This is a genomic window from Variovorax sp. V116, assembly GCF_041154435.1.
Taxonomy (GTDB): Bacteria; Pseudomonadota; Gammaproteobacteria; order Burkholderiales; family Burkholderiaceae_C; genus Variovorax; species Variovorax paradoxus.
The window spans coordinates 1,786,469-1,806,415 of the sequence record NZ_AP028661.1 but is presented as its reverse complement, the minus strand read 5'-3'; the positions used below and the strand labels follow the sequence as shown (position 1 = coordinate 1,806,415).

19 protein-coding genes are annotated in these 19,947 nt (G+C 65.1%); 8 read left to right on the top strand and 11 right to left on the bottom strand.

Features of this window, described 5'->3' with window-relative positions; translation table 11 throughout:
- The first annotated feature begins 17 nt into the window (after window positions 1-17).
- Window positions 18-776, top strand: coding sequence for an SDR family oxidoreductase (locus tag ACAM58_RS08440; protein ID WP_018903068.1), 759 nt, complete (start codon window positions 18-20; stop codon window positions 774-776).
- Window positions 777-1,155: 379 nt separating this feature from the next.
- On the opposite strand, the gene ACAM58_RS08435 is transcribed toward ACAM58_RS08440, so the two are convergent.
- Together ACAM58_RS08435 and ACAM58_RS08430 are read right to left on the bottom strand one after the other, a co-directional pair.
- A complete protein-coding gene (locus tag ACAM58_RS08435) occupies window positions 1,156-2,133 on the bottom strand; it encodes a tripartite tricarboxylate transporter substrate-binding protein (RefSeq protein WP_369664299.1) in 978 nt (325 codons plus the stop codon).
- Window positions 2,134-2,162: 29 nt separating this feature from the next.
- The gene (locus ACAM58_RS08430) at window positions 2,163-3,329 is read right to left on the bottom strand and encodes a mandelate racemase/muconate lactonizing enzyme family protein (RefSeq protein ID WP_012746787.1); all 1,167 of its coding nucleotides are present in this window, start codon (window positions 3,327-3,329) and stop codon (window positions 2,163-2,165) included.
- Between ACAM58_RS08430 and ACAM58_RS08425 the strand changes: the two genes are divergently transcribed.
- Complete coding sequence (locus ACAM58_RS08425) at window positions 3,280-4,332, top strand: LysR substrate-binding domain-containing protein (RefSeq protein WP_230537708.1); 1,053 nt, start codon at window positions 3,280-3,282, stop codon at window positions 4,330-4,332. The two genes, ACAM58_RS08430 and ACAM58_RS08425, sit on opposite strands and share 50 nt — an antisense overlap.
- Before the next feature lie 12 nt (window positions 4,333-4,344).
- Window positions 4,345-4,764, top strand: a complete 420-nt coding sequence (locus ACAM58_RS08420; RefSeq protein WP_155247784.1) for an Arm DNA-binding domain-containing protein — start codon at window positions 4,345-4,347, stop codon at window positions 4,762-4,764.
- Window positions 4,765-4,835: 71 nt separating this feature from the next.
- Here the strand turns inward: ACAM58_RS08420 and ACAM58_RS08415 are convergent, their stop codons facing one another.
- Entirely contained in the window at window positions 4,836-5,804 is a 969-nt protein-coding gene (locus ACAM58_RS08415; RefSeq protein WP_369664298.1) for a LysR family transcriptional regulator, read from the bottom strand.
- 102 nt (window positions 5,805-5,906) lie between these two features.
- Between ACAM58_RS08415 and ACAM58_RS08410 the strand changes: the two genes are divergently transcribed.
- On the top strand, window positions 5,907-6,893 hold the full coding sequence (locus tag ACAM58_RS08410) for a tripartite tricarboxylate transporter substrate binding protein (RefSeq protein WP_018903072.1): 987 nt from the start codon (window positions 5,907-5,909) through the stop codon (window positions 6,891-6,893).
- An 86-nt stretch (window positions 6,894-6,979) separates the two neighbouring features.
- On the top strand, window positions 6,980-8,611 hold the full coding sequence (gene ggt, locus ACAM58_RS08405; RefSeq protein WP_369664297.1) for a gamma-glutamyltransferase: 1,632 nt from the start codon (window positions 6,980-6,982) through the stop codon (window positions 8,609-8,611).
- 622 nt (window positions 8,612-9,233) lie between these two features.
- Here the strand turns inward: ggt and ACAM58_RS08400 are convergent.
- Window positions 9,234-9,719, bottom strand: a complete 486-nt coding sequence (locus tag ACAM58_RS08400; protein WP_062362426.1) for a MarR family winged helix-turn-helix transcriptional regulator — start codon at window positions 9,717-9,719, stop codon at window positions 9,234-9,236.
- 66 nt (window positions 9,720-9,785) lie between these two features.
- Between ACAM58_RS08400 and ACAM58_RS08395 the strand changes: the two genes are divergently transcribed.
- The 3 genes from ACAM58_RS08395 to ACAM58_RS08385 all read left to right on the top strand — a co-directional run bounded on the left by ACAM58_RS08395 (window position 9,786) and on the right by ACAM58_RS08385 (window position 12,181).
- Window positions 9,786-10,673, top strand: coding sequence for an SDR family NAD(P)-dependent oxidoreductase (locus ACAM58_RS08395; RefSeq protein ID WP_062362429.1), 888 nt, complete (start codon window positions 9,786-9,788; stop codon window positions 10,671-10,673).
- Window positions 10,674-10,883: 210 nt separating this feature from the next.
- Window positions 10,884-11,669 carry an exodeoxyribonuclease III gene (xth, locus tag ACAM58_RS08390; RefSeq protein WP_369664296.1) on the top strand — a complete coding sequence of 262 codons (786 nt, stop codon included), beginning with the start codon at window positions 10,884-10,886 and terminating at the stop codon, window positions 11,667-11,669.
- Window positions 11,670-11,674: 5 nt separating this feature from the next.
- Window positions 11,675-12,181: a hypothetical protein gene (locus tag ACAM58_RS08385; protein ID WP_230537710.1), complete on the top strand. Its 507-nt coding sequence runs from the start codon at window positions 11,675-11,677 to the stop codon at window positions 12,179-12,181.
- Between the two features lie 144 nt (window positions 12,182-12,325).
- Here the strand turns inward: ACAM58_RS08385 and ntrC are convergent, their stop codons facing one another.
- The 7 genes from ntrC to ACAM58_RS08350 all read right to left on the bottom strand — a co-directional run bounded on the left by ntrC (window position 12,326) and on the right by ACAM58_RS08350 (window position 19,943).
- Complete coding sequence (ntrC, locus tag ACAM58_RS08380; protein ID WP_012746778.1) at window positions 12,326-13,861, bottom strand: nitrogen regulation protein NR(I); 1,536 nt, start codon at window positions 13,859-13,861, stop codon at window positions 12,326-12,328.
- Window positions 13,862-13,884: 23 nt separating this feature from the next.
- Window positions 13,885-14,964, bottom strand: coding sequence for a nitrogen regulation protein NR(II) (glnL, locus tag ACAM58_RS08375; protein WP_012746777.1), 1,080 nt, complete (start codon window positions 14,962-14,964; stop codon window positions 13,885-13,887).
- 4 nt (window positions 14,965-14,968) lie between these two features.
- The gene (locus ACAM58_RS08370) at window positions 14,969-15,475 is read right to left on the bottom strand and encodes a hypothetical protein (protein ID WP_012746776.1); all 507 of its coding nucleotides are present in this window, start codon (window positions 15,473-15,475) and stop codon (window positions 14,969-14,971) included.
- A 211-nt stretch (window positions 15,476-15,686) separates the two neighbouring features.
- Window positions 15,687-17,102: a type I glutamate--ammonia ligase gene (gene glnA, locus ACAM58_RS08365; RefSeq protein ID WP_012746775.1), complete on the bottom strand. Its 1,416-nt coding sequence runs from the start codon at window positions 17,100-17,102 to the stop codon at window positions 15,687-15,689.
- A 146-nt stretch (window positions 17,103-17,248) separates the two neighbouring features.
- Window positions 17,249-18,049, bottom strand: a complete 801-nt coding sequence (locus tag ACAM58_RS08360; protein ID WP_369664295.1) for a competence/damage-inducible protein A — start codon at window positions 18,047-18,049, stop codon at window positions 17,249-17,251.
- Complete coding sequence (locus tag ACAM58_RS08355) at window positions 18,046-18,930, bottom strand: EI24 domain-containing protein (protein WP_012746773.1); 885 nt, start codon at window positions 18,928-18,930, stop codon at window positions 18,046-18,048. The genes ACAM58_RS08360 and ACAM58_RS08355 overlap by 4 nt, the downstream gene beginning before the upstream one ends.
- Window positions 18,931-18,968: 38 nt before the next feature.
- Window positions 18,969-19,943, bottom strand: coding sequence for a sterol desaturase family protein (locus tag ACAM58_RS08350; protein WP_369664294.1), 975 nt, complete (start codon window positions 19,941-19,943; stop codon window positions 18,969-18,971).
- Window positions 19,944-19,947: the final 4 nt, after the last annotated feature.

Below are 19,947 nucleotides of genomic sequence, written 5' to 3'. Positions count from 1 at the left end.
CTCCCCATAGGAAATCCATGAAGTTCACAGGCAACACGATCTTGATCACCGGCGGCACCTCGGGCATCGGACTGGGCTTGGCGCTGCGCTTTCATCAGGCGGGCAACAAGGTCATTGTCGCGGGTCGACGCAAAGACTTGCTCGACCAGATCACCAATGAGCACCCGGGCATTGAAGCGCTCGAGCTCGACGTCGCAGACGCCGCATCCATCACCCGCGCGAGCAAAACGGTGGCGAGCAAGTACCCCGAACTGAACGTATTGATCAACAACGCGGGCATCATGCTTTGGGAAGATCTTCTTGAGCCGACCTCCCTCCAAATTGCCGAAGACACCGTCTCGGTCAACCTGCTTGGCACGATTCGGATGGTCTACGCCTTCTTGCCGCAACTGGTGGACAAAAGCGACGCGGTGATCGTGAACGTCACCTCTTCGCTCGCATTCGTTCCACTGCCGGCCACGCCCACCTACAACGCAACGAAAGCCGCCCTTCACTCCTTCACCGAGAGCCTGCGCATCCAGGTGGCGGACGCCTCTGTCCAAGTCATCGAAGTGGCGCCACCGGGCGTGCGAACAACGTTGCTGGGCCAGGAAAACGACGAGCAGTCCATGCCGCTGGAAGAATTTCTTTCAGAAACCATGGCACTTCTGCGCGATGAGCCTGAGGCCCAGGAAATTGTCGTAGAACGCGCCAAGTTCATCCGGTACGCAGAAGCCAATGGCACGTACGCCAGTGTCCTGGGAATGCTCTCCGCCGTGAGCGCTTCACGAAACTGAACGACGCGAATCGCGCCGACTCGCGAGCCATAACTGGAGCTTGAAAACGCTCTCCCATGAAAAGCCATGAGCCAATCACTTCTGGCGACCTTCCCGAGAACGAAAGCACCTCACCTATGCCGTAGCACTACGGTTTGTGCGTGCGTCAGCGCGCCGCCTGCCGATGCAAATTCCTTGCTCAAGGCATCTCGATTGCGGGGCGCACTGTCCACGTTGCCTTCGCATCGTCCCCAGCCACGAGGATTGCGAGGCGACCGCGCGTGCCTGCTGGCTTCCCCCCTGCTTCCAGGGTCTCAGCCAGAACGGCGTTCCAGGCTTTCACCACAGGCGGCCCCTTCGAGTTGGCAAGCCCATCGTCATGCGCTTGCACGGCTCGCGCTCAGTCAGCGTATTCGCCGGCTTCCTTGATGACCTTCGACCAGCGGACTTTCTCCGCTTCCACGAACTTCCGGTGACCGGCCGCGGCCAGGCGGTCGTCATTCACCACGGTGAGGCCCAGCGCCTCTTCGCGCTTGATGAGTTCCGGATCCTTCAGTGCGGCGCGAAGCGCCGCGTTCAGCTTTTCCAGCACCGCGGGCGGCGTGCCCTTGGGCGCATACAAGCCGTGCCAGACTTGCACGTCGAAATCCTTGAGCCCGGACTCCGCGAGCGTGGGAGTGTCCTTGAGCGATGGCAGCGGCAGGCGCTTCAGGCTCGTGATGCCGTAGACCTTGACCTTCTTGCCCTCGATCTGCGGCACGGCGTTGGTGGCCTGCTCGCACATGAGGTCGACCTGGCCGCCGATGAGGTCCGTCATGGCCGGTGCGGTTCCCTTGTAGGGCACCGGGGTCATGCTGGTCTTCAAGGCGCTCTGGAACATCAAGCCGCACAGGTGCGACGCGGAGCCCAGCCCTGCATGGGCCAGGTTGACCTTTCCGCCGTTCGCAGCAATCCACTTGCGCAAGTCCGCGAAGCTGGTGGCTTCCAGGCTCGGCTTGCCGATCACCACGGATGGGGCTTCGTTGATCAGGCCCAGCATTTCGAAGTCATCGGGCACCTTGTAGGGGAGCTTGCGATACAGCGCCGGTGCGGTGGCCATGCCGATGTGATGCACCAGCAGCGTGTAGCCGTCCGGCGTGGCGCGCGCCACCTTGGCCGAGCCGATCGTGCCGCCCGCACCGGCGGCGTTGTCGACGATCACGGTCTGGCCGAGCGGCTTGCGCAGTGCCTCGGCCAGGTCCCGGGCGATCTTGTCGCTCGGGCCGCCGGCCGCGAACGGAACAACCAGCGTGACGGGCTTGTCCGGGAAGTCTGCAGAGGCCAGCGTGGCCGAAGCGAGCAGGACGATGCCCGCGCCGCAGCGCCAAATGCTTTTCATGGTGTTGTCTCCTTTGTGGGCCATCTGCGTCAGGCCGAAAGCGCCTGCATCTCGCGGTACAGATCGGCCTTGCCCTCGAAGCCGATGCCCGGCAGATCGGGCAGGGTCACGAAGCTGTTCTCGACCTTCACGCCGTCCGGGAACCCGCCGAATGGCTGGAACAGGTCGGGGTACGACTCGTTGCCACCGAGGCCAAGGCCGGCAGCGATGTTCAGCGACATCTGGTGCCCGCCGTGCGGGATGCAGCGGCTGGCCGACCAGCCATGTTCCTTCAACATCTCCAGCGTGCGCAGGTACTCCACCAGGCCGTAGCTGAGCGCGCAGTCAAACTGCAGCCAATCGCGGTCCGGGCGCATGCCGCCGTAGCGGATCAGGTTGCGCGCATCCTGCATGGAGAAGAGATCTTCGCCAGTGGCCATTGGGTTCTTGTAGAAATTGCGCAAGGCTGCCTGCAATTCGAAGTCCAGCGGATCGCCCGGCTCCTCGTACCAGAAGAGGTCGTACTGCGACAGGGCCTTGGCATAGGCAATCGCGGTTTCCAGGTCGAAGCGCCCGTTGGCGTCGACGCAGAGCTTCTGGCCGTCCTGCAGCACTTCCATGATCGAGTCGATGCGGCGCAGGTCTTCGTCGAGCGAGGCGCCACCGATCTTCTTCTTGACGACCGTGTAGCCGCGGTCGATGTAGCTGCGCATTTCGTCCTGGAGCTTCCCATGGTCCTGCCCCGGGTAGTAGTAGCCGCCCGCCGCGTAGACGAAGATCTTGCGGTTGGGCTTGCCGTCGCCATAGCGGTCGGCCAGCAACTGGAACAGCGGCTTGCCTTCGATCTTGGCCACCGCGTCCCACACCGCCATGTCGATGGTGCCAATGGCCACCGAGCGCTCGCCATGGCCGCCCGGCTTCTCATTGGTGAACATCGTGTTCCAGATCTTGTGCGGATCGAGGTTGTCGCCGCTGTCGTCGACGAGGGACGACGGCTTCGCCTCCATGATGCGCGGAATGAATCGCTCGCGCATCAGCTTGCCCTGGCCGTAGCGGCCGTTCGAGTTGAAGCCGTAGCCAACGACGGGCTTGCCATCGCGAATCACGTCGGTGACCACCGCGACAAGGCTCAGGGTCATCTTGCTAAAGTCGATGTAGGCGTTGCGAATGGGCGAGCTGATGGGGATGGTCTTCTCGCGGATTTCGACGATCTTCACGGGTGTCTCCAGAGGGGGTGGGTGGGAGACTGAATGGTCGGCCGTGCCGTCTTTTTCGGCCAATGTTCAATTTCTCAACTTCTATGCGCTGGACGAACCGGACATGAACCTGATCTGGCTTGATGACTTCCTCGCGTTGGCAGCAACGGGGAACTTCTCGCGCGCGGCAGATGAGCGCCACAGTTCCCAACCCGCATTCAGCCGTCGCATTCGCGCGCTGGAGGAGTGGATCGGCGCCGACTTGTTCGACCGCAGCACGCAGCCCGCCACACTCACCGAAGTTGGCGAGTGGTTTGCCGGCGTGGCGCAGGAGTTGGCCGCGAGGGTGGCGCGCGTGCCCGGTGACGCGAGGAGGGTTGCGGAGGCCAGTTCGGTCACCCTGCGCATTGCGTGCACGCATGCGCTTTCCATGACTTTCCTGCCGCGATGGATACGTAGCCTCGAGTCAAGCATCACGCTCGGGCCGGTGCAGCTCATGTCCGACGTCCTTCAGCGTTGCGAATCCCTGATGCTGCAGAGCAAGGTTCAGTTCGTACTGAGCCACGCGCATCCCGACGCCCATGGCGCACTCGATGCTGACCCCTACAGATCAGCCAGGATCGGCGAAGACATGCTGATCGCAGTGTCCGCGCCCAATGGCTCCGGCGAGCCGCTGCATCAGCTTTCACGGAAAGGCGCATCCGCCGTACCGTTGCTCTTGTACAGCGACGAATCCGGGCTGGGACGCATCATGCGTGCCGTCGTGAGCCGACGGCTGGAGTCGCAAGCAGTACAGCCCGTCTTCACGGCCCATCTCGCCTCCGTCCTCCGGACGATGGCACTGGACGGCAGGGGCATCGCATGGCTGCCGCGGACCCTCGTGGAGGAAGACACCGGCCAAGGGCGCCTTGTCGCCGCAGCGAGCAGCGAGTGGGCCGTTCCGCTGGAAATCAGGCTCTACCGAGACAGCGAGCTCTTGGGGAAGGCGGCGAATGAATTCTGGAGTGCTGCGATCAGGAAGTGAGCGGCGTCGTTCCTGTTCCTGCTTCGCCGCCAACTTACCGAAACACAGATAAGGAACGCCAAGGCTCAAGATACCGCCTTCAAGCTCGTGGAGCCAGGCGGGCTGTCGTTGCTAGTAAAGCCATCCGGCGCAAAGTTGTGGAGGTACAGGTTCACCCTGCACAGCAGTGAAAGCATGCTGGCCCTCGGCCGCAACCCTGACGTCAGCCTGAAGCGCGCCCGCGAGCTCCACCAGGAAGCACGAAAGCTCGTCGCAAGTGGTATCAGCCCCGTTCATCACAAGCAACAAGAAAAGCTCTCAATCGTCGGAGCCGTTGCTTCGACGTGGCAGGAAGTGACAAATGGCCGCCTACGCGCAAGCACCGCCACACAGCGCGATCGTGAGATAAAGAACGACTTGCTACCGAAGCTGCGGTTGTGGCAGAGACGCTGATGGCCCTTTGCCTCGCGATCATGGAGCGGAGATGCCTGCTGCCACCTGGGCGAAAAACGCTGGCGCGGGGGCTACGCGCCGGACGGCGCCTGCACTGGCGCGGCAGGCAAGCCCCGCGCATGCGCCTTGAGGCAAGCAATGAAGTCCATGAGCGTGGCCGAGACATGCTCGCGGTTCCACACCACGGTGATCGGGCCGAAGCGGATGTTCGAATCAATGGCGACCTTCCGGAACAGCCCCAGCGAGGCCATGTAGTCCGCCATGGATTCCGCACACACGCCGACATAGTCGCCCTTTTGCAGCAGGGCCTGCATCATGGCCAGCGAGGCGGTTTCCGCCTTGGGCACCAGCCACGATGCTTGTTGCTCGATGAGATAGGCATCCATCTGGATGCGGGTGAGCGTGCCCAGGGGCGGCATCACCCATTGCTCGCGCAGCACGTCGGCAAAGCCCAGCGGCTGGTTGCTGTGCCAGTGCTTGCTGCCCTGGCCAACGACGATGCTCACCTGGTCGTCGAAGAGCACGTGATGCGCCAGCTGCGGCTGGTGCGCCCTTGCATCCAGAACACCGATCACGGCATCCATGGCACGCGTGTCCAGGCCCTTGAGCAGGTCGTCGAACAGCCCGTCATGAATCGACACGGCCACATCGGCATGGCGCTGCTGGAACGCGGTCACGGCTTCGGGCAGGCCGCCGGCAATGCCGGCCCAGACGCTGCCCACGTTCAGACGCGGCACGCGCCCCGCGGCCACCGCATGCATCTCGCGGCCGGTGCGCGCGATGTCGCCCAGCACGGTGATGGCCAGCCGCTTGAGCAGATGCCCCGCAGGCGTCAGTTGCACCTTGCGCCCGCGCACCACCAGCGGCGTGCCCGCCACGCGTTCCAGCTCTGCCAGCCAGTGCGACATGGCCGATTGCGTCATGTGCAGCCGCACCGCCGCCTCGGTCAGCGTGCCCGCCTCGTCCAGCACCAGAAAGGACTCCAGATGCCGGACCTTGATGCCCCGTGCCCAGGAGAGGCCTTCTGAACGCTCAATCATGAGTAAACCTTCATGGATCCATTTTGCATTTTCACTAGGTGGATCGCAGGATTGTCATGAAAATTACTTCATCTTTTATGTCGCACCCTCAGAGGAATCCCTGTGCCTGAAGCAATCACGAACGTCTGCAAGATCCTGATGGGCGTCGCGGTCGCGGCCGCCACGGCCACCACCGTGTACGCGCAAGCCGCCTACCCCAGCCGGCCCGTGCGCCTGGTCGTATCGCAGGCCCCGGGCGGCAGCAGCGACACGATCGCACGCCTGTGGGCCGAACACGCAGGCAAGGCCATCGGCGCCACCATCGTGGTGGAGAACAAGCCCGGTGCGGGCGGCCTCATTGCCGCGCAAAGCGCGCTGAATGCGCCCGCCGATGGCTACACCCTGCTGCTGGGCAGCGTGTCGCTGATGGTGCTCAACCAGTTCACCTACAAGCCGCTGCCCTACAACCCCGAGAAGGATTTCGTGGGCGTGACCATGCTGACCACGGTGCCGTTCGTGCTGTCGGCCAACCCGGCCACGGGCATCAAGACGCTCAAGGACCTGACGGAAAAAGCCAAGGCGGCGCCCGGCAAGCTGAACTTCGCGTCCGCCGGACTGGGCAACTCCACCCATCTGGCGGTCGAGTTGGTGAGCAATGCCCTGGGCATTTCGATGACCCACATCCCTTACAAGGGCGAGGCCGACGGCATCCTGGCCACCATCGGTGGGCAGACCGAAGTGATGGCACCGGTGTATGGCACGGCCCTGCCCCACATCAAGAACCACAAGCTCAATCCACTGGCCGTGTTGTCGCCACAGCGCACCCCCGAGCTGCCCGATGTGCCGACCCTTGGCGAGCTGGGCGTGAAGGGCTTCGACAACATGGGCTGGAGTGCCGTGGTGGCGCGCACCGGCACGCCGCCCGACATCGTGGAAAAGCTCAACAAGGCGACCACAGCCTTCCACAACAGCCCCGAGGTGCAGGCCAAGCTCAAGAGCATGGGCGTGATCCCCATGTCCGGCCCTTCCGCGCTGGTCATGGAGACGGCGGCGCGTGACGCCAAGGCCTGGGGTCCCACACTCGGGGCCCTGAACCTCAGCGCCAAGTAAGCCGGCGGCTTGCGCAAGCGCCACCCCCTTCCATCCTCACCCTTTGTTGTGTCGCCGATGCAGCAAGGGGTTCGTCCTCACACCTCATGAAAAAAGAAGCCATGGTGGTCTGCCCACAGCCGGAGGCCGCCGAATCCGGCATCGACGTCCTGCGCGCAGGCGGCAACGCGGTGGACGCCGCCGTGGCCACCGCGCTGGCGCAGACGGTGGTCGATCCGCTGATGTGCGGCATCGCAGGTTTTGGCACGGCCGCCGTGTACCTGCCCGGCGCCCAGGTGCACGAATATTTCGACTTCCACTCGCCCGCGCCGCTGGCGGCCAGGGAAGACATGTGGGAGCACCTGCTGGAGGGCGAGACCAAGGACGGCTTCGGTTTCATCCTCAAGGGCCGCGTCAACGACATCGGCCCCCAGTCCATCGGCACGCCGGCCACGCTCAAGGGCCTGGAGGCCATGCACCAGGCGCACGGCTGCTTGCCTTGGCGGCAGGTGGTGGAGCCCGCCATCCGGTGGGCCGCGGACGGCTACTTCGTGCGCCCCGGCATGCACGCCTTCTGGATCGACGAGCCCAGCATGGGCCGCGTCGGCAACCTGGAGCGCCTGCAGTACTGCGAGGACAGCCGCCAGCTGTACTGCCGCCCCGACGGCCGTCCCAAGCCCATCGGTGCGCCGCTGCGCAACGAAGGCATGGCTGCCGTGCTGCGCCAGATTGCCGAGGAAGGCGCGCGCCCGTTCTACCAGGGCGACCTGGCGCGCAAGATGGTGGCGCACCTGCAGTCGCTGGGCGCGCTGATCACGCACGAGGACCTGGCCCGCTACCAGGTGCAGCGCAACGCGCCGCTGGTGGGCCACTACCGCGACCGCACCATCACCACCAACCAGCCCCCGGGCGGCGGCGCCATGCTGCTGGAGATGCTCAACATCCTCGAGCACTTCGATCTGGCGAGCCTCGAGCACAACAGCCCCGACTATCTGCAGACGGTGTGCGAGGCCATGAAGAAGGCGACGATCGACAAGGACCGCTGCATCGGCGACCCGAAGTTCTTCGACGTGCCGCTGGACCGGTTGCTGTCCAAGGACATGGCCCGCGAAGTGGCCGAGCAGATCCGCACAGGCCATCGCTTCAGCGTAGAGCGCGTGAACCCCGGTGCGCCCGTGCCGCGCGACACCACCCACCTGAGCGTGGTGGATGCTGACGGCAACGCCGTGTCCCTCACCCAATCGCTCGCCATGCCCTCGGGCATCATCACCCCGGGCATGGGCTTCCTCTACAACGGCTGCATGGGCGTGTTCGACCCGCGCCCGGGCCGCGCCGGCAGCATCCAGCCGGGCAAGAGCCGCTTCACCTCGTCCTGCCCCACCATGACCTTCAAGGACGGCGAGCTCGACGTGGTGCTCGGCGCACCGGGCGGCACGCAGATCGCGATGGGCGTGCTGCAGGTGCTGCTCAACGTGATCGACCACGGCATGGAAATGCAGGCCGCCGTGTCGGCGCCGCGCTTCTCGTCCACCAGCAACGCCATCGACGTGTGCAACCGCATTCCGCGCTCCACCACGCGCACACTGGAAGCACAGGGCTACGCCATTGGCCGCAACCCATACAACTACACCATCGGCTGGGTGCACGGCGTGCAGGTACAGGCCGATGGCCTGCATGGCGGCGCCGACCCCGGCCGCGATGGCGTGGCGTACCGGCTGCGCATGGATCCTGCGCGCTGATCGGCTGGGTCCGAATTGTTGTTGAGGTGCTGGAGGGAATTGAAGAGCCGCTGATGCAGCGCAAGAAAAGCCGGGCGGGATGTCGCACCGGCATCACGTCAACGAGGTGTCGAGTCTGATTGCGCGGTTGTGTGAGCTGTCTGGAGCGCGGGCGATCGATCGGAAAGAGTGCCTGGCCTCAAGCACGCCCCACCGCATGCAGGCGCATGCCTTTCCCATCCGAGGATGGATACCGCTGTCACTCTTCAAATGGCCATTGCGACAGGTGATGAGGGCCACACGACCCCAGTGGTGGCGGTTTTGGTGTGGACGCTGAGACCACGCACCTACACGGGGATGCCCCCTCGCCCGGCACTGCAGGCCAACCGACGATAACCATAGGCACGCAAACGCCCCATTGCCGTCGGTCGGTTGCCGGCCCCAGACGGCATTGCACTGTCGCCCGACGGCCGCACGCTGCGGGCGGCGATCTGGTCTTCACGTCCAGTTCCTTGAGCAGCCACTTTGCGGGTTCGGTCAAGAGCGGGGACGAGCGCTACGACCTGTGGCGGCTGCCGATCGGCAAACGGAGCGCAAGGCTCCGCTGAGCGGCATGCCTGCGAGAAAAGCCTGGAGCCTGCTTTCAAGCCCCGCCCTCCTCCGGCAGGCCATTGAACCGCCGGAGCAATGACGCAAGCTGCTTCACCTCCGCATCGCTCCACTGCTCGATGCGAGCATGCAGTGCATCTCCTTTGCGGTGAACGGCACGGCTGATCGCGCTCTTGCCGCGGCGGCTCAAGCTCACGACCACGCCGCGACCGTCCAGCGGGTCGGGCTTCACTTCTGCCAACTCCAGCTCGACCAGCTTCGAGATCAACCGGCTCGTGGCGCTGCGGTCCATCGCCACGCCTTCGGCAATGCGGCTCGCCTTGGCCGGCCCGAACGCGTGAAGCCAACGGGCAATGTGAAATGCCGCGGATGGCACGTCGGGGTGGAATTCCGCGGACGTCTCGATCGTCAATGCGCGCGAGGCGCTGAGCAGTGCGCTGAGCTGCTCGCCGAGCGCCAGGACCACGGCTTCACGGCCGCCCGCGTCCTGAGCGGCGGGCCTTTGCCTGGGTGTTTTCATGATGGGTGTGTCCTCTCTTCGCGAAGGTGGCTTATAGTGGATATTTATCCATCAAATGGAAATCAGATGAAAGAACGCCCCACCATTGTCGTGACCGGTGCGACCAGCGGAATCGGAGAGATCGCGAGCATCGAGCTGGCAAAGCGCGGAGCGCATCTGGTACTCACGGCGCGGGACAAGGCGAAGGCCAGCCGCACGCTCGGCCGCATACGGGCCGAGGCACCCGGTGCGCATGTCGACTTTCACTACGCCGACTTTGGCAGTGTGCACGCCGTTGCGGCAGTGGCCACCGAGATCGCCGCCCGGTACGACCGCATCGACGTACTGATCAACAATGCCGGGCTGCACGCCTTCGAGCAACGGATCACCGGCGATGGCTTTGCCGAGATGATCGCGGTGAACTATCTAGCGCCCTGGTTGTTCACGGACATTTTGCGAGACACGTTGATCCGCTCGGCCCCGTCCAGAGTCGTGACCGTCGCATCCGAGGCATCTCGGCGAAGCGGTGGCTTGACGCCCGACAAGGATCTTGTGGACACGAGCCCGTTCACACGCGCGGGCTCATCCAAGGTGTATGGCAAAACCAAGCTCATGGACATCATGTTCTCGCTGGAACTCGCGGGTCAGCTCGAAGGCACCGGCGTCGCCGCCCACTGCCTCGACCCGGGGTTCAATGTGACGGGCCTGGGCCGCGAGCTTGGCTTCGCGGAGCCCCTTGCCAAGGTCCTGAAGTGGTTGGGCGTGGGAGATCCTCGAAGAGGGGCGGAGATCATCGTGAGGCTCGCCACCGAAGACACTGACCCCACGACCGGCGGCTACTTCTCGGTGAAGAATGCACGGCCGCTGAATCCATCCGCACCGGCCGATGATGCGGCCGCACGGCACGAGCTTTGGATCAGGACACGGTCGCTGCTTTCGGAGCGCCTCGAAACTATTGGCTTCAAACAGCTATAGCCCGAGATCGCGCATGCCCGTGGACAGCTGAGTCGCAGCCGCACCCCCCGGGCGCCACATGGCAAAGTCGAGAGCTTTTGCTAAGCTGGCCAACTCCGTCCCCCAGGACCAAGCGCAGCGAAGCATAAAACGGGTACGCCGCCGGGCACGCACAAAATAGACGCTACAAATACGGAAAAAGCCTTGTAAATCAATCGGTTACCATATTTCATGAAAATTGCCACCTGGAATGTCAATTCCCTGACCGCCCGCCTGCAGCATGTGCTCGACTGGCTGATCGCCAACCCGGTCGACGTGCTGTGCCTGCAGGAACTCAAGATGAGCGACGACAAGTTCCCGCTCGAAGTGCTCAAGTCCGCCGGCTACGAGGCCGCCGTGTTCGGCCAGAAGACCTACAACGGCGTCGCCATCCTGAGCCTCGCGCCGATGCGCGACGTGGCAAGGAACATCGGCGGCTTCACCGACGACCAGTCCCGCGTGATCGCGGCCACGGTCGAAACGCCGGCGGGTCCGCTGCGCATCGTGAACGGCTACTTCGTCAACGGCCAGGCGCCGGGCACCGACAAGTTCGAATACAAGATGGGCTGGCTGCGCGCGCTGCGCGAATGGCTGCGCGCCGAAATGGCGGCGCATCCGAACCTGGTGCTTCTCGGTGATTTCAACATCGCGCCCGAAGACCGCGACAGCTTCGACCCCGTGGGCCTGGCGGAAACCATCCATCACACGACCGAGGAGCGCGAGCATTTCAAGGCGCTGCTCCAGCTGGGCCTGGTCGACAGCTTCCGGCTCTTCGAGCAGCCCGAGAAAAGCTTTTCGTGGTGGGACTACCGCATGCTGGGCTACCAGAAGAACCGGGGCCTGCGCATCGACCACATCCTGGTGAGCGAGCCGCTGGTGCCGCGCGCCAAGGGCTGCATCATCGACCGCGTGCCGCGCAAGTGGGAAAAGCCGAGCGACCACGCACCGGTGGTGCTCGATCTCGACCAGGGAATTTGATGACCATGACCCTTCGCACCCTCACGATCATCGCGGCGGCGCTCGCGCTCGCCGCCTGTTCCGCATTCAAGCCCGCGGACAAGGCCGGCGACGGCAAGTCGCCCGCTACCGCCACCGACGAGGTGCCCGGCACAAGGGGCGACGTGCCGACCGTGCGGCTGATCACCGCGCAGACGCCCGCCGTGCGGGCCTACCGCAAGACCGGCGCGCGCCAGATCTACAAGGCCTATCCGCAGCGCATCTACAAGGGAAAGATCCCACCGCTCGTCTATGCGGTGGTGGTGGTCGAGACCGACATCGATGCCGAAGGCAACGTCAAGAACGTCACCTTCAGCCGCGTGCCGAGCCATGCGCCCGAGGTGCCGGGCAAGATTGCAGAACTCATCAAGGCGGCGTCCCCGCTGCCCAGCCCGGGGCGCCTGGGCGGCCACACCTACGTGGACACCTGGCTCTGGGACAAGAGCGGCAACTTCCAGCTCGACTCGCTGACGCTGGGCCAGCGCAGCCGGTAAATAGGCTCGCCCCCAGTCTTCGCGCACTTCGTGTCGCTACCGCCAACCCCCTACCGGGGGCAACACCAGCGGCCCGGCAAAGCCGGTTCCGCGGTGTTCCTGGAAGGGGCCCAGCCACCCTCTTCCTTCTCTGTCCGAGGCAGCCTACTCGATCCCGAGTTCCTGGATCTTGCGGGTGATGGTGTTGCGGCCGATGCCCAGCTTCTGAGCGGCTTCGATCCGGCGGCCGCGGGTGTTGGCCAGCGCCGTGAGGATCAGCCGCGACTCGAAACGGCGCGACAGCACATCCCAGACGTCGGTGCGCCCGGCCGCGAGCAGCGCCTGGGCTTCGATCTCCAGGCCGCTCTCCCAGCTGCTTGCGCCCACCAAACCTTCAGTGGCTTCGGGTGCAGCGCCGCCCGCCGCCGGTGCCGCTTCGCGCTCGAGCCCGGGCGACGGCAGCGGTGCGGCTTGCGCGGGCACCGCGGTGGCGGCCGTGCCTTCCGCGGCTTGCACCGGCGCACCGGCCGCCGCGGCCATGACTTCGGGCGGCAGGTCCTTGGCCTCGATCAGCTGGGCCGGTGCCATCACGGTCAGCCAGTGGCAGATGTTCTCGAGCTGGCGCACGTTGCCCGGAAAGCTGAACGACGCCAGCTTGGCCAGCGCCGCATCGGAAATGCGCTTGGGCTCGACGCCGAGCTGGCGCGCGCTCACCTGCAGGAAGTGGCGCGTGAGCGCCGGCACGTCTTCGCCGCGCTCGCGCAGCGCCGGCAGGCGCAGGCGGATCACGTTGAGGCGGTGGAACAGGTCTTCGCGGAAGCCGCCGAGCTTCACGCGCTGCTCGAGGTCCTGGTGCGTGGCCGCGATCACGCGCACGTTGGCCTTGACCGAGTTGTGGCCGCCCACGCGGTAGAAGTGCCCGTCGCTCAGCACGCGCAACAGGCGCGTCTGCAGGTCGAAGGGCATGTCGCCGATCTCGTCGAGAAAGAGCGTGCCGCCCTCGGCCTGCTCGAAGCGGCCGCGCCGCATGGTCTGCGCGCCGGTGAAGGCACCGCGCTCGTGGCCGAAGAGCTCGCTCTCGAGCAGGTCCTTGGGGATGGCCGCGGTGTTGATGGCCACGAAGGGGCCGTTGGCACGCGGCGAATGCTTGTGCAGCGCGCGCGCCACCAGTTCCTTGCCCGAGCCCGATTCGCCCGTGATGAGCACCGTGACGTTGCTCTGCGAGAGCCGGCCGATGGCGCGGAACACGTCCTGCATGGCGGGCGCCTGGCCCAGCATTTCGGGCGCGGCAACCATGCGCTCTTCGGCCACTTCCTCGCGCTGGCTTTCGTCGACGGCGCGGCGGATCAGCTCGACGGCGCGCGGCAGGTCGAAGGGCTTGGGCAGGTATTCGAAGGCACCGCCCTGGAACGCCGAAACGGCGCTGTCGAGGTCGGAAAACGCCGTCATGATGATGACGGGCAGGCCCGGGTGCTTGGCCTTGATCTTGTCGAGCAGGTCGAGCCCGGAACCGCCGGGCATGCGGATGTCGCTCACCAGGACCTGGGGGCCCTGCTGTTCATCGTCGTCGGCGAGTTCGAGGGCGGCCAGCACCTCGCGCGCGTTGGTGAAGCTGCGCGTGGGCAGGTCTTCGCGCAAAAGGGCCTTCTCCAGCACGAAGCGGATCGATTGGTCGTCATCAACTATCCAGATCGGCTTCATGCATCTCCTTGTTGCCGTGGCTGCTAGGGCAGCGGAATCAATATCTTGAAATCGGTTCGGCCCGGGACGCTGTCGCACTCGATCACGCCGTGATGCTGTTGCACGAAAGTTTGTGCAAGCGTCAATCCAAGCCCGGTCCCGCCTTCCCTGCCCGAGACGAGCGGATAGAAGATGCGGTCCTTGATCGTGTCCGGCACACCCGGTCCATTGTCGATGACATGCAATTCCAGTGCCAATCGATACCACTGCTTGTTGAATATCACCTGCCGGGCGATGCGGGTCTTGAAAGTGATCTGCGCATCGCCCGCGGCGCGGCGCTCGGCCAGGGCCTGCGCCGCGTTGTGCACGATGTTGAGCGTGGCCTGGATGAGCTGCTCGCGGTCGCCGCGGAATTCGGGAATCGACACGTCGAAGTCGCGCTCGATGTGCAGGTCGCGCGGAAACTCCGCAAGAATGACCGAGCGCACGCGCTCGCAGACTTCGTGGATGTTCACGTCGCCCACCACGTGCGGGCGCCGGTGCGGTGCCAGCAGCCGGTCGACCAGCGTCTGCAACCGGTCGGCCTCGTGGATGATGACCTGCGTGTATTCGATGAGGTCGCGCGATTCGACCTCCATCTGCAGCAATTGCGCCGCGCCGCGGATGCCGCCGAGCGGGTTCTTGATCTCGTGCGCAAGGTTGCGGATGAGCTCCTTGTTGGCCTGCGCCTGGTCGAGCAGGCGCTCCTCGCGGTCCTGGCGCACCTGCTGCTCGAGCGGCGACATCTCGATGATGAGCTCGCCCGTCTTGTCGCCCTGCGCCAGCGTGACCTGCACCGGCATCAGCTCATGATTGACGCGGCGCAGGAAGGCCTCGTAGCGCAGCGTGGCGAAGTCGTTGCTGCGCGCACCGTCGATGGCGGTGCGAAGCACGTGCGGCTCGTGAAAGCAGGCACCGAACTGAGAGCCTTCGAGCGTGCGGCGCGAGGTGCCCAGCGCGTCTTCGAGGGCCGCATTGGCAAACAGCACCGAACCGTTGGTGCTGACCACCGCGATCAGCGTGGACAGCAGGTCGAAGGACTGAAAGCGCGGAGTGGCGCCGGCCGCCTTCTTCCCGAACGCCATGGCCCTACTGCTTGGCCGGCAGGCGGCCGAGTTCGCGGCGGATGCCCGCGATGTCGCTCTCGTTGCGGGCCAGCTCTGCCTTCATTTCAGCCACGCGATCGAGGTACTTCTGGTAGTTGCGGCCTTCGCTGCCCTGCTTCTCGGGCTCGCCGTTGTTGTATTCCTTCTGCAGCTCCGCCTGGCGGGCCTCGGCCTTCTTGAGCTCGGCTTCGAGCACCGAGCGGGCTTCGCCATCGCGTGCGCGCTGGTCGACGCCTTCGACGCGCGGACTGCCCGCGGGCGCACGAGAGGCTGCGGGCGCCGAGTTGCCGCCAGCCGAACCGCCGCCCGACGGCTTGGTGCCCTGCACGACGGTGACGTTGCCGCCTTCCATGACCTTGCAGCCCTTTTGCTGGGCGATGGTCGAATTGTTGGTGTATTCATTGCCGCAGCGCCACACGCGCTCCTGGGCGAGCGCAGGCAAGGCGACCAACAATGAACCGGCCAGGAAAATGAGGGAAGCAGTCTTCATGTGAATCGGTGATGGCGCAACAAAGGTGCATTTTCCTGCAATTCGACGCCACTGGTGACAAGATGTTCCGCGCCAGTAAAAAAGGACGGCCAAGCCGTCCTTTTCGATTCCCTTCCAGCAACACCGCGGAACCGGCTCAGCCGGGCCGCCGGTGTTGCCCCCTAGAGGGGGAGGCGGCTACACGAAGTGAGCCGCTTCGGGGGTGGGCCAATTACAGCGAGTAGTACATGTCGAACTCGACCGGATGGGTCGCCATGCGGAAGCGCGTGACTTCCTGCATCTTCAGTTCGATGTACGCATCGATGTAGGCATCGGTGAACACGCCGCCCTTGGTCAGGAACGCACGGTCCTTGTCGAGGTATTCCAGCGCCTGGTCGAGGCTATGGCACACGGTCGGGATCAGCGCGTCTTCTTCCGGCGGCAGGTGGTACAGGTCCTTGCTGGCGGCTTCGCCCGGATGGATCTTGTTTTCCACGCCGTCGAGGCCGGCCATCAGGAGCGCAGCGAAACCGAGGTACGGATTCATCAGCGGATCGGGGAAGCGCGCTTCGACGCGGCGGCCCTTCGGGTTGGCCACGAACGGAATACGGATCGAGGCCGAGCGGTTCTTGGCCGAGTAGGCCAGCTTCACCGGGGCTTCGAAGCCGGGCACCAGGCGCTTGTAGCTGTTGGTGCCGGGGTTCGTGATGGCGTTCAGGGCACGGGCGTGCTTGATGATGCCGCCGATGTAGTGCAGCGCGAAGTCCGACAGGCCCGCATAGCCGTCGCCGGCGAACAGGTTCTTGCCGTCCTTCCAGACCGACTGGTGCACGTGCATGCCCGAGCCGTTGTCGCCGACGATGGGCTTGGGCATGAAGGTGGCGGTCTTGCCGTAGGCGTGGGCCACGTTGTGGATCACATACTTCTGCAGCTGGACCCAGTCGGCGCGCTGGACCAGCGTGCTGAACTTGGTGCCCAGTTCCATCTGGCCGGCGTTGGCCACTTCATGGTGATGCACTTCGACCGGGATGCCGAGCGATTCGAGCACCAGGCACATTTCCGAGCGCATGTCCTGGAAGCTGTCGACCGGGGGAACCGGGAAATAGCCGCCCTTGACTGCGGGACGGTGGCCGGTGTTGCCGTGCTCGTATTCCTTGTCGGTGTTCCACGAGGCTTCTTCGGAGTCGATCTTCACGAAGCAGCCCGACATGTCGTTCTTCCAGCGCACGCCGTCGAACACGAAGAATTCGGGTTCCGGACCGAAGTAGGCGGTGTCGCCCAGGCCCGAAGCCTTCATGTACGCCTCGGCGCGCTTGGCGAGCGAACGCGGGTCGCGCTCGTAGGCCTTGCCGTCGGCGGGGTCGATCACGTCGCAGGTCAGGATCAGCGTCGTTTCTTCGAAGAAGGGATCGATGTTGGCGGTGTTCGGGTCGGGCATGAGCTGCATGTCCGAAGCCTCGATTCCCTTCCAGCCAGCGATGGACGAGCCGTCGAAAGCATGGCCCGAAGTGAATTTGTCTTCATCGAAAGCCGAGACGGGCACGGTCACGTGCTGCTCTTTGCCGCGGGTGTCGGTGAAGCGGAAGTCGATGAACTTGACCTCGTTTTCCTTGACGAGCTTGAGTACATCGGCGACGGTCTTTGCCATCAGTTTCTCCTGAGTTGGATGGTGGTTAGGAATACAGGGACGGAGGATGCAGTTTCTATGCCATTGTCGCCGCTCGGGAACAGGCTTTGACGGCAGGCGCAAACCCCAAAAAAAGGCGAATAATCACCAAATTGGTGCAATAAAAACTACCGCACCAATTCCGGGCCAAGCTTCGCATCATAGGCGTGCAGGCCCTCGATCAGCTGCGCGTAGGCGGCGTCCAGGCGGGCGGGGTCGCCTTTCACGCCAAGTTCGATGTGGCGGCCGTACTGCGGATGGTCGACGCTCGGCAGGCTGAACACCTTGATGCCGGCGTGCGCCGTCTCGATCGAGAGCATCAGCGGCGTGAGCGTTGCCTCCATCGCGCCGAACACGATGACCGACTTCTCGGCCGACTGGCCGCTGGTGAACAGGTGCGCATAGCGGCTGTCGAGCACCGATTCGATCATCGGCCAGGCCATGACCGGAAAGCCCGGCACGAAGTGGACGTGCTCGACGCTGAAGCCCGGGATCTTGTTGTAGGGGTTGCGGATGATCTCGGCGCCCTTCGGGAACACGCCCATGTTGAGGCGGTGGATGTTGTCGGGGCGGTCGGGTTCGTAGGCAATGCCCTGCTCGCGCGCGGTGTCCTGCATGCGCTCGCGGATCAGCAGTTCGGCCTCGGGATGCAGTTCCAGCGGCACCCGCAGGGCTTGCGCGGCGCACTGGCGCGTGTGGTCGTCCGGCGTGGCGCCGATGCCGCCGGTCGAGAAGACGATGTCGCCCGAAGCGAAGGCCCGGCCGAGCGCGGCGGTGATGCGCGTGGGCACGTCGCCGACGTATTCGGCCCAGCCGAGCTGCAGGCCGCGCGCGGCGAGCAGTTCAATGACCTTGGGCATGTGCTTGTCGGCGCGCTTGCCGGAAAGGATTTCGTCGCCGACGACGATCAGGCCGAATGCACGGGTCATGGGGATTTCCATTGGGAGAGAAGGGCCTGGTCGGTCTCGGCCGCGGGTGCGCCGCCGGGCGGACCGGAAGAAGCTGCGGCGGCCCCGCGTTGGGCGCGAAGCTGCGCCAGCGCGTCGAGGCAGTAGTGGCCGAACCAGAGCGCCGAAAACGCAAACACCAGCGTGTAGATCCAGATCGCGAGCGGCACCAGCACGAAGAAGGCGGCGGCAAACAGCAGGCCGGAGGCCCAGACGATGCTGGGCGCCGCGCCCAGGTAGCCGCACAGCACGCCGATGCACAGCAGCGGCAGCCGGTGCGCGCGCAGCAGTGCGGCGCGCTCCTCGGGGCTCGCGTGCTCGGCCAGCGCGTCGAAGCTCATCACGCGGTAGGTGAGCCAGCCCCAGATCAGCGGCGGCAAGATGAGCACCAGCGGCGGAATGAGCCAGAGCGGCATCGACACCACGAGCGCGAGCAGCGCCAGCAGCGTGAGGCCGAGCGAGCGCGCCACGCTGCCGAAGAAGGACGCGCCCTTCTTGCGTTCGAGCGCGGGAAAGCGGCGGTGCGCGACCAGCGCGGTGAGGGGGCCTGCCATGAGGCCGGCCACGATCAGCAGCGAAACCACCACGATCACCGGCGTGGCGGCAAACACCACCACCAGCGGCGCCAGCACGGCCGTGACGTCGCCCGAGAAGAGCCGTCCGATCCAGCCCCAGAAGCTCGACAGCAGCGGCCAGGCGTCGAGCGCGTCGCGGGTCCAGGCGACGGTCGCGTCCCAGTAGAAATAGCCGAAGCCTGCGGCCAGCAGCACCATCAGGCCCAGCGGCAGCAGCGACAGCACGATCACGCGCGGCAGCATGCAGTAGGCGACCGCGCGCCAGAAGGAATCGAGGAGCAGGCGCATTGGGTGCGAGGATAACCGGCCCGGTTCGGGCCCGGTGCTCAGCCGCGGCCGGCCATCCGCTTGAGCCCGAGCCATTGCTGGGCCCAGAAGCCGCGCCCGTAGTCGCGCACGCGGCCGTCCGCACCGGGCTCCACCTGGTCGCGAATGCCCGTGGGGTCGTAGCGCTCCTCGAAGTTCGCGGTGCGAAAGAGCATGTCCCACCACGGCAGCAGGACGCCGAAGTTGCACCCGCCCAGCGTGTGGGCGCCGCGCGATTCGTGGCCCAGCCCGATGCTGTGGTGCAGCCGGTGGAAGCGCGGACTGATCCACAGCCGCTCGCCGATGGCGCCGAAAGCCAGCTTCAGGTTGGCGTGCTGCAGGCTTTCGCTGAGCTGCGTGAATGCCACGAACGCAATGAACTGCCCCGGCGCCACGCCAATGAGCTGCGCGACGATGACGATGAGCGTGTCGTGGATGATGTCGTCGAGCAGGTGGTTGCGGTCGTCGCTCCACATCGTCATCTGGCGCTGCGAATGGTGCAGCGAATGCAGGCCCCACCACCACCGGAACTGGTGCTGGCCCCGGTGGATCCAGTAGCCCACGAAGTCGAGCACCACGAGATAGATCGCAAAGGCCACCCACGGCACATCGGTCACGCCGGGCCAGGCCTCGTCGAGGTGGAAGGTGCCCCAGCCCGCAGTGCGCAAGAAGCCGATGCCCTCGTCGAAGAACGGCTCGAGCGTGAAGAACATCGCGAGCCGGAACAGGCCCAGGCGATGGATCAGCGTGTAGAGCACGTCGATGCGGATCGCGCGGCGGTCGGTGACCGGCTCGACGGCGCGCCAGCGCTGCAGCGGCCCGATGACCGCGAGCAGCACCACGACCTGGATCAGCCCGACCAGCAGCCAGCCGGTGGCGTCGAAGGCGTCCTCGGTCCAGCCGCCCAGGCCCACGGCAAACACCAGCGGCTGGACCAGTGTCTCGAAGAACCAGCCCTGCAGCGCGGAAAAAGCGTCCGTCAACCGATCGATCACGGCA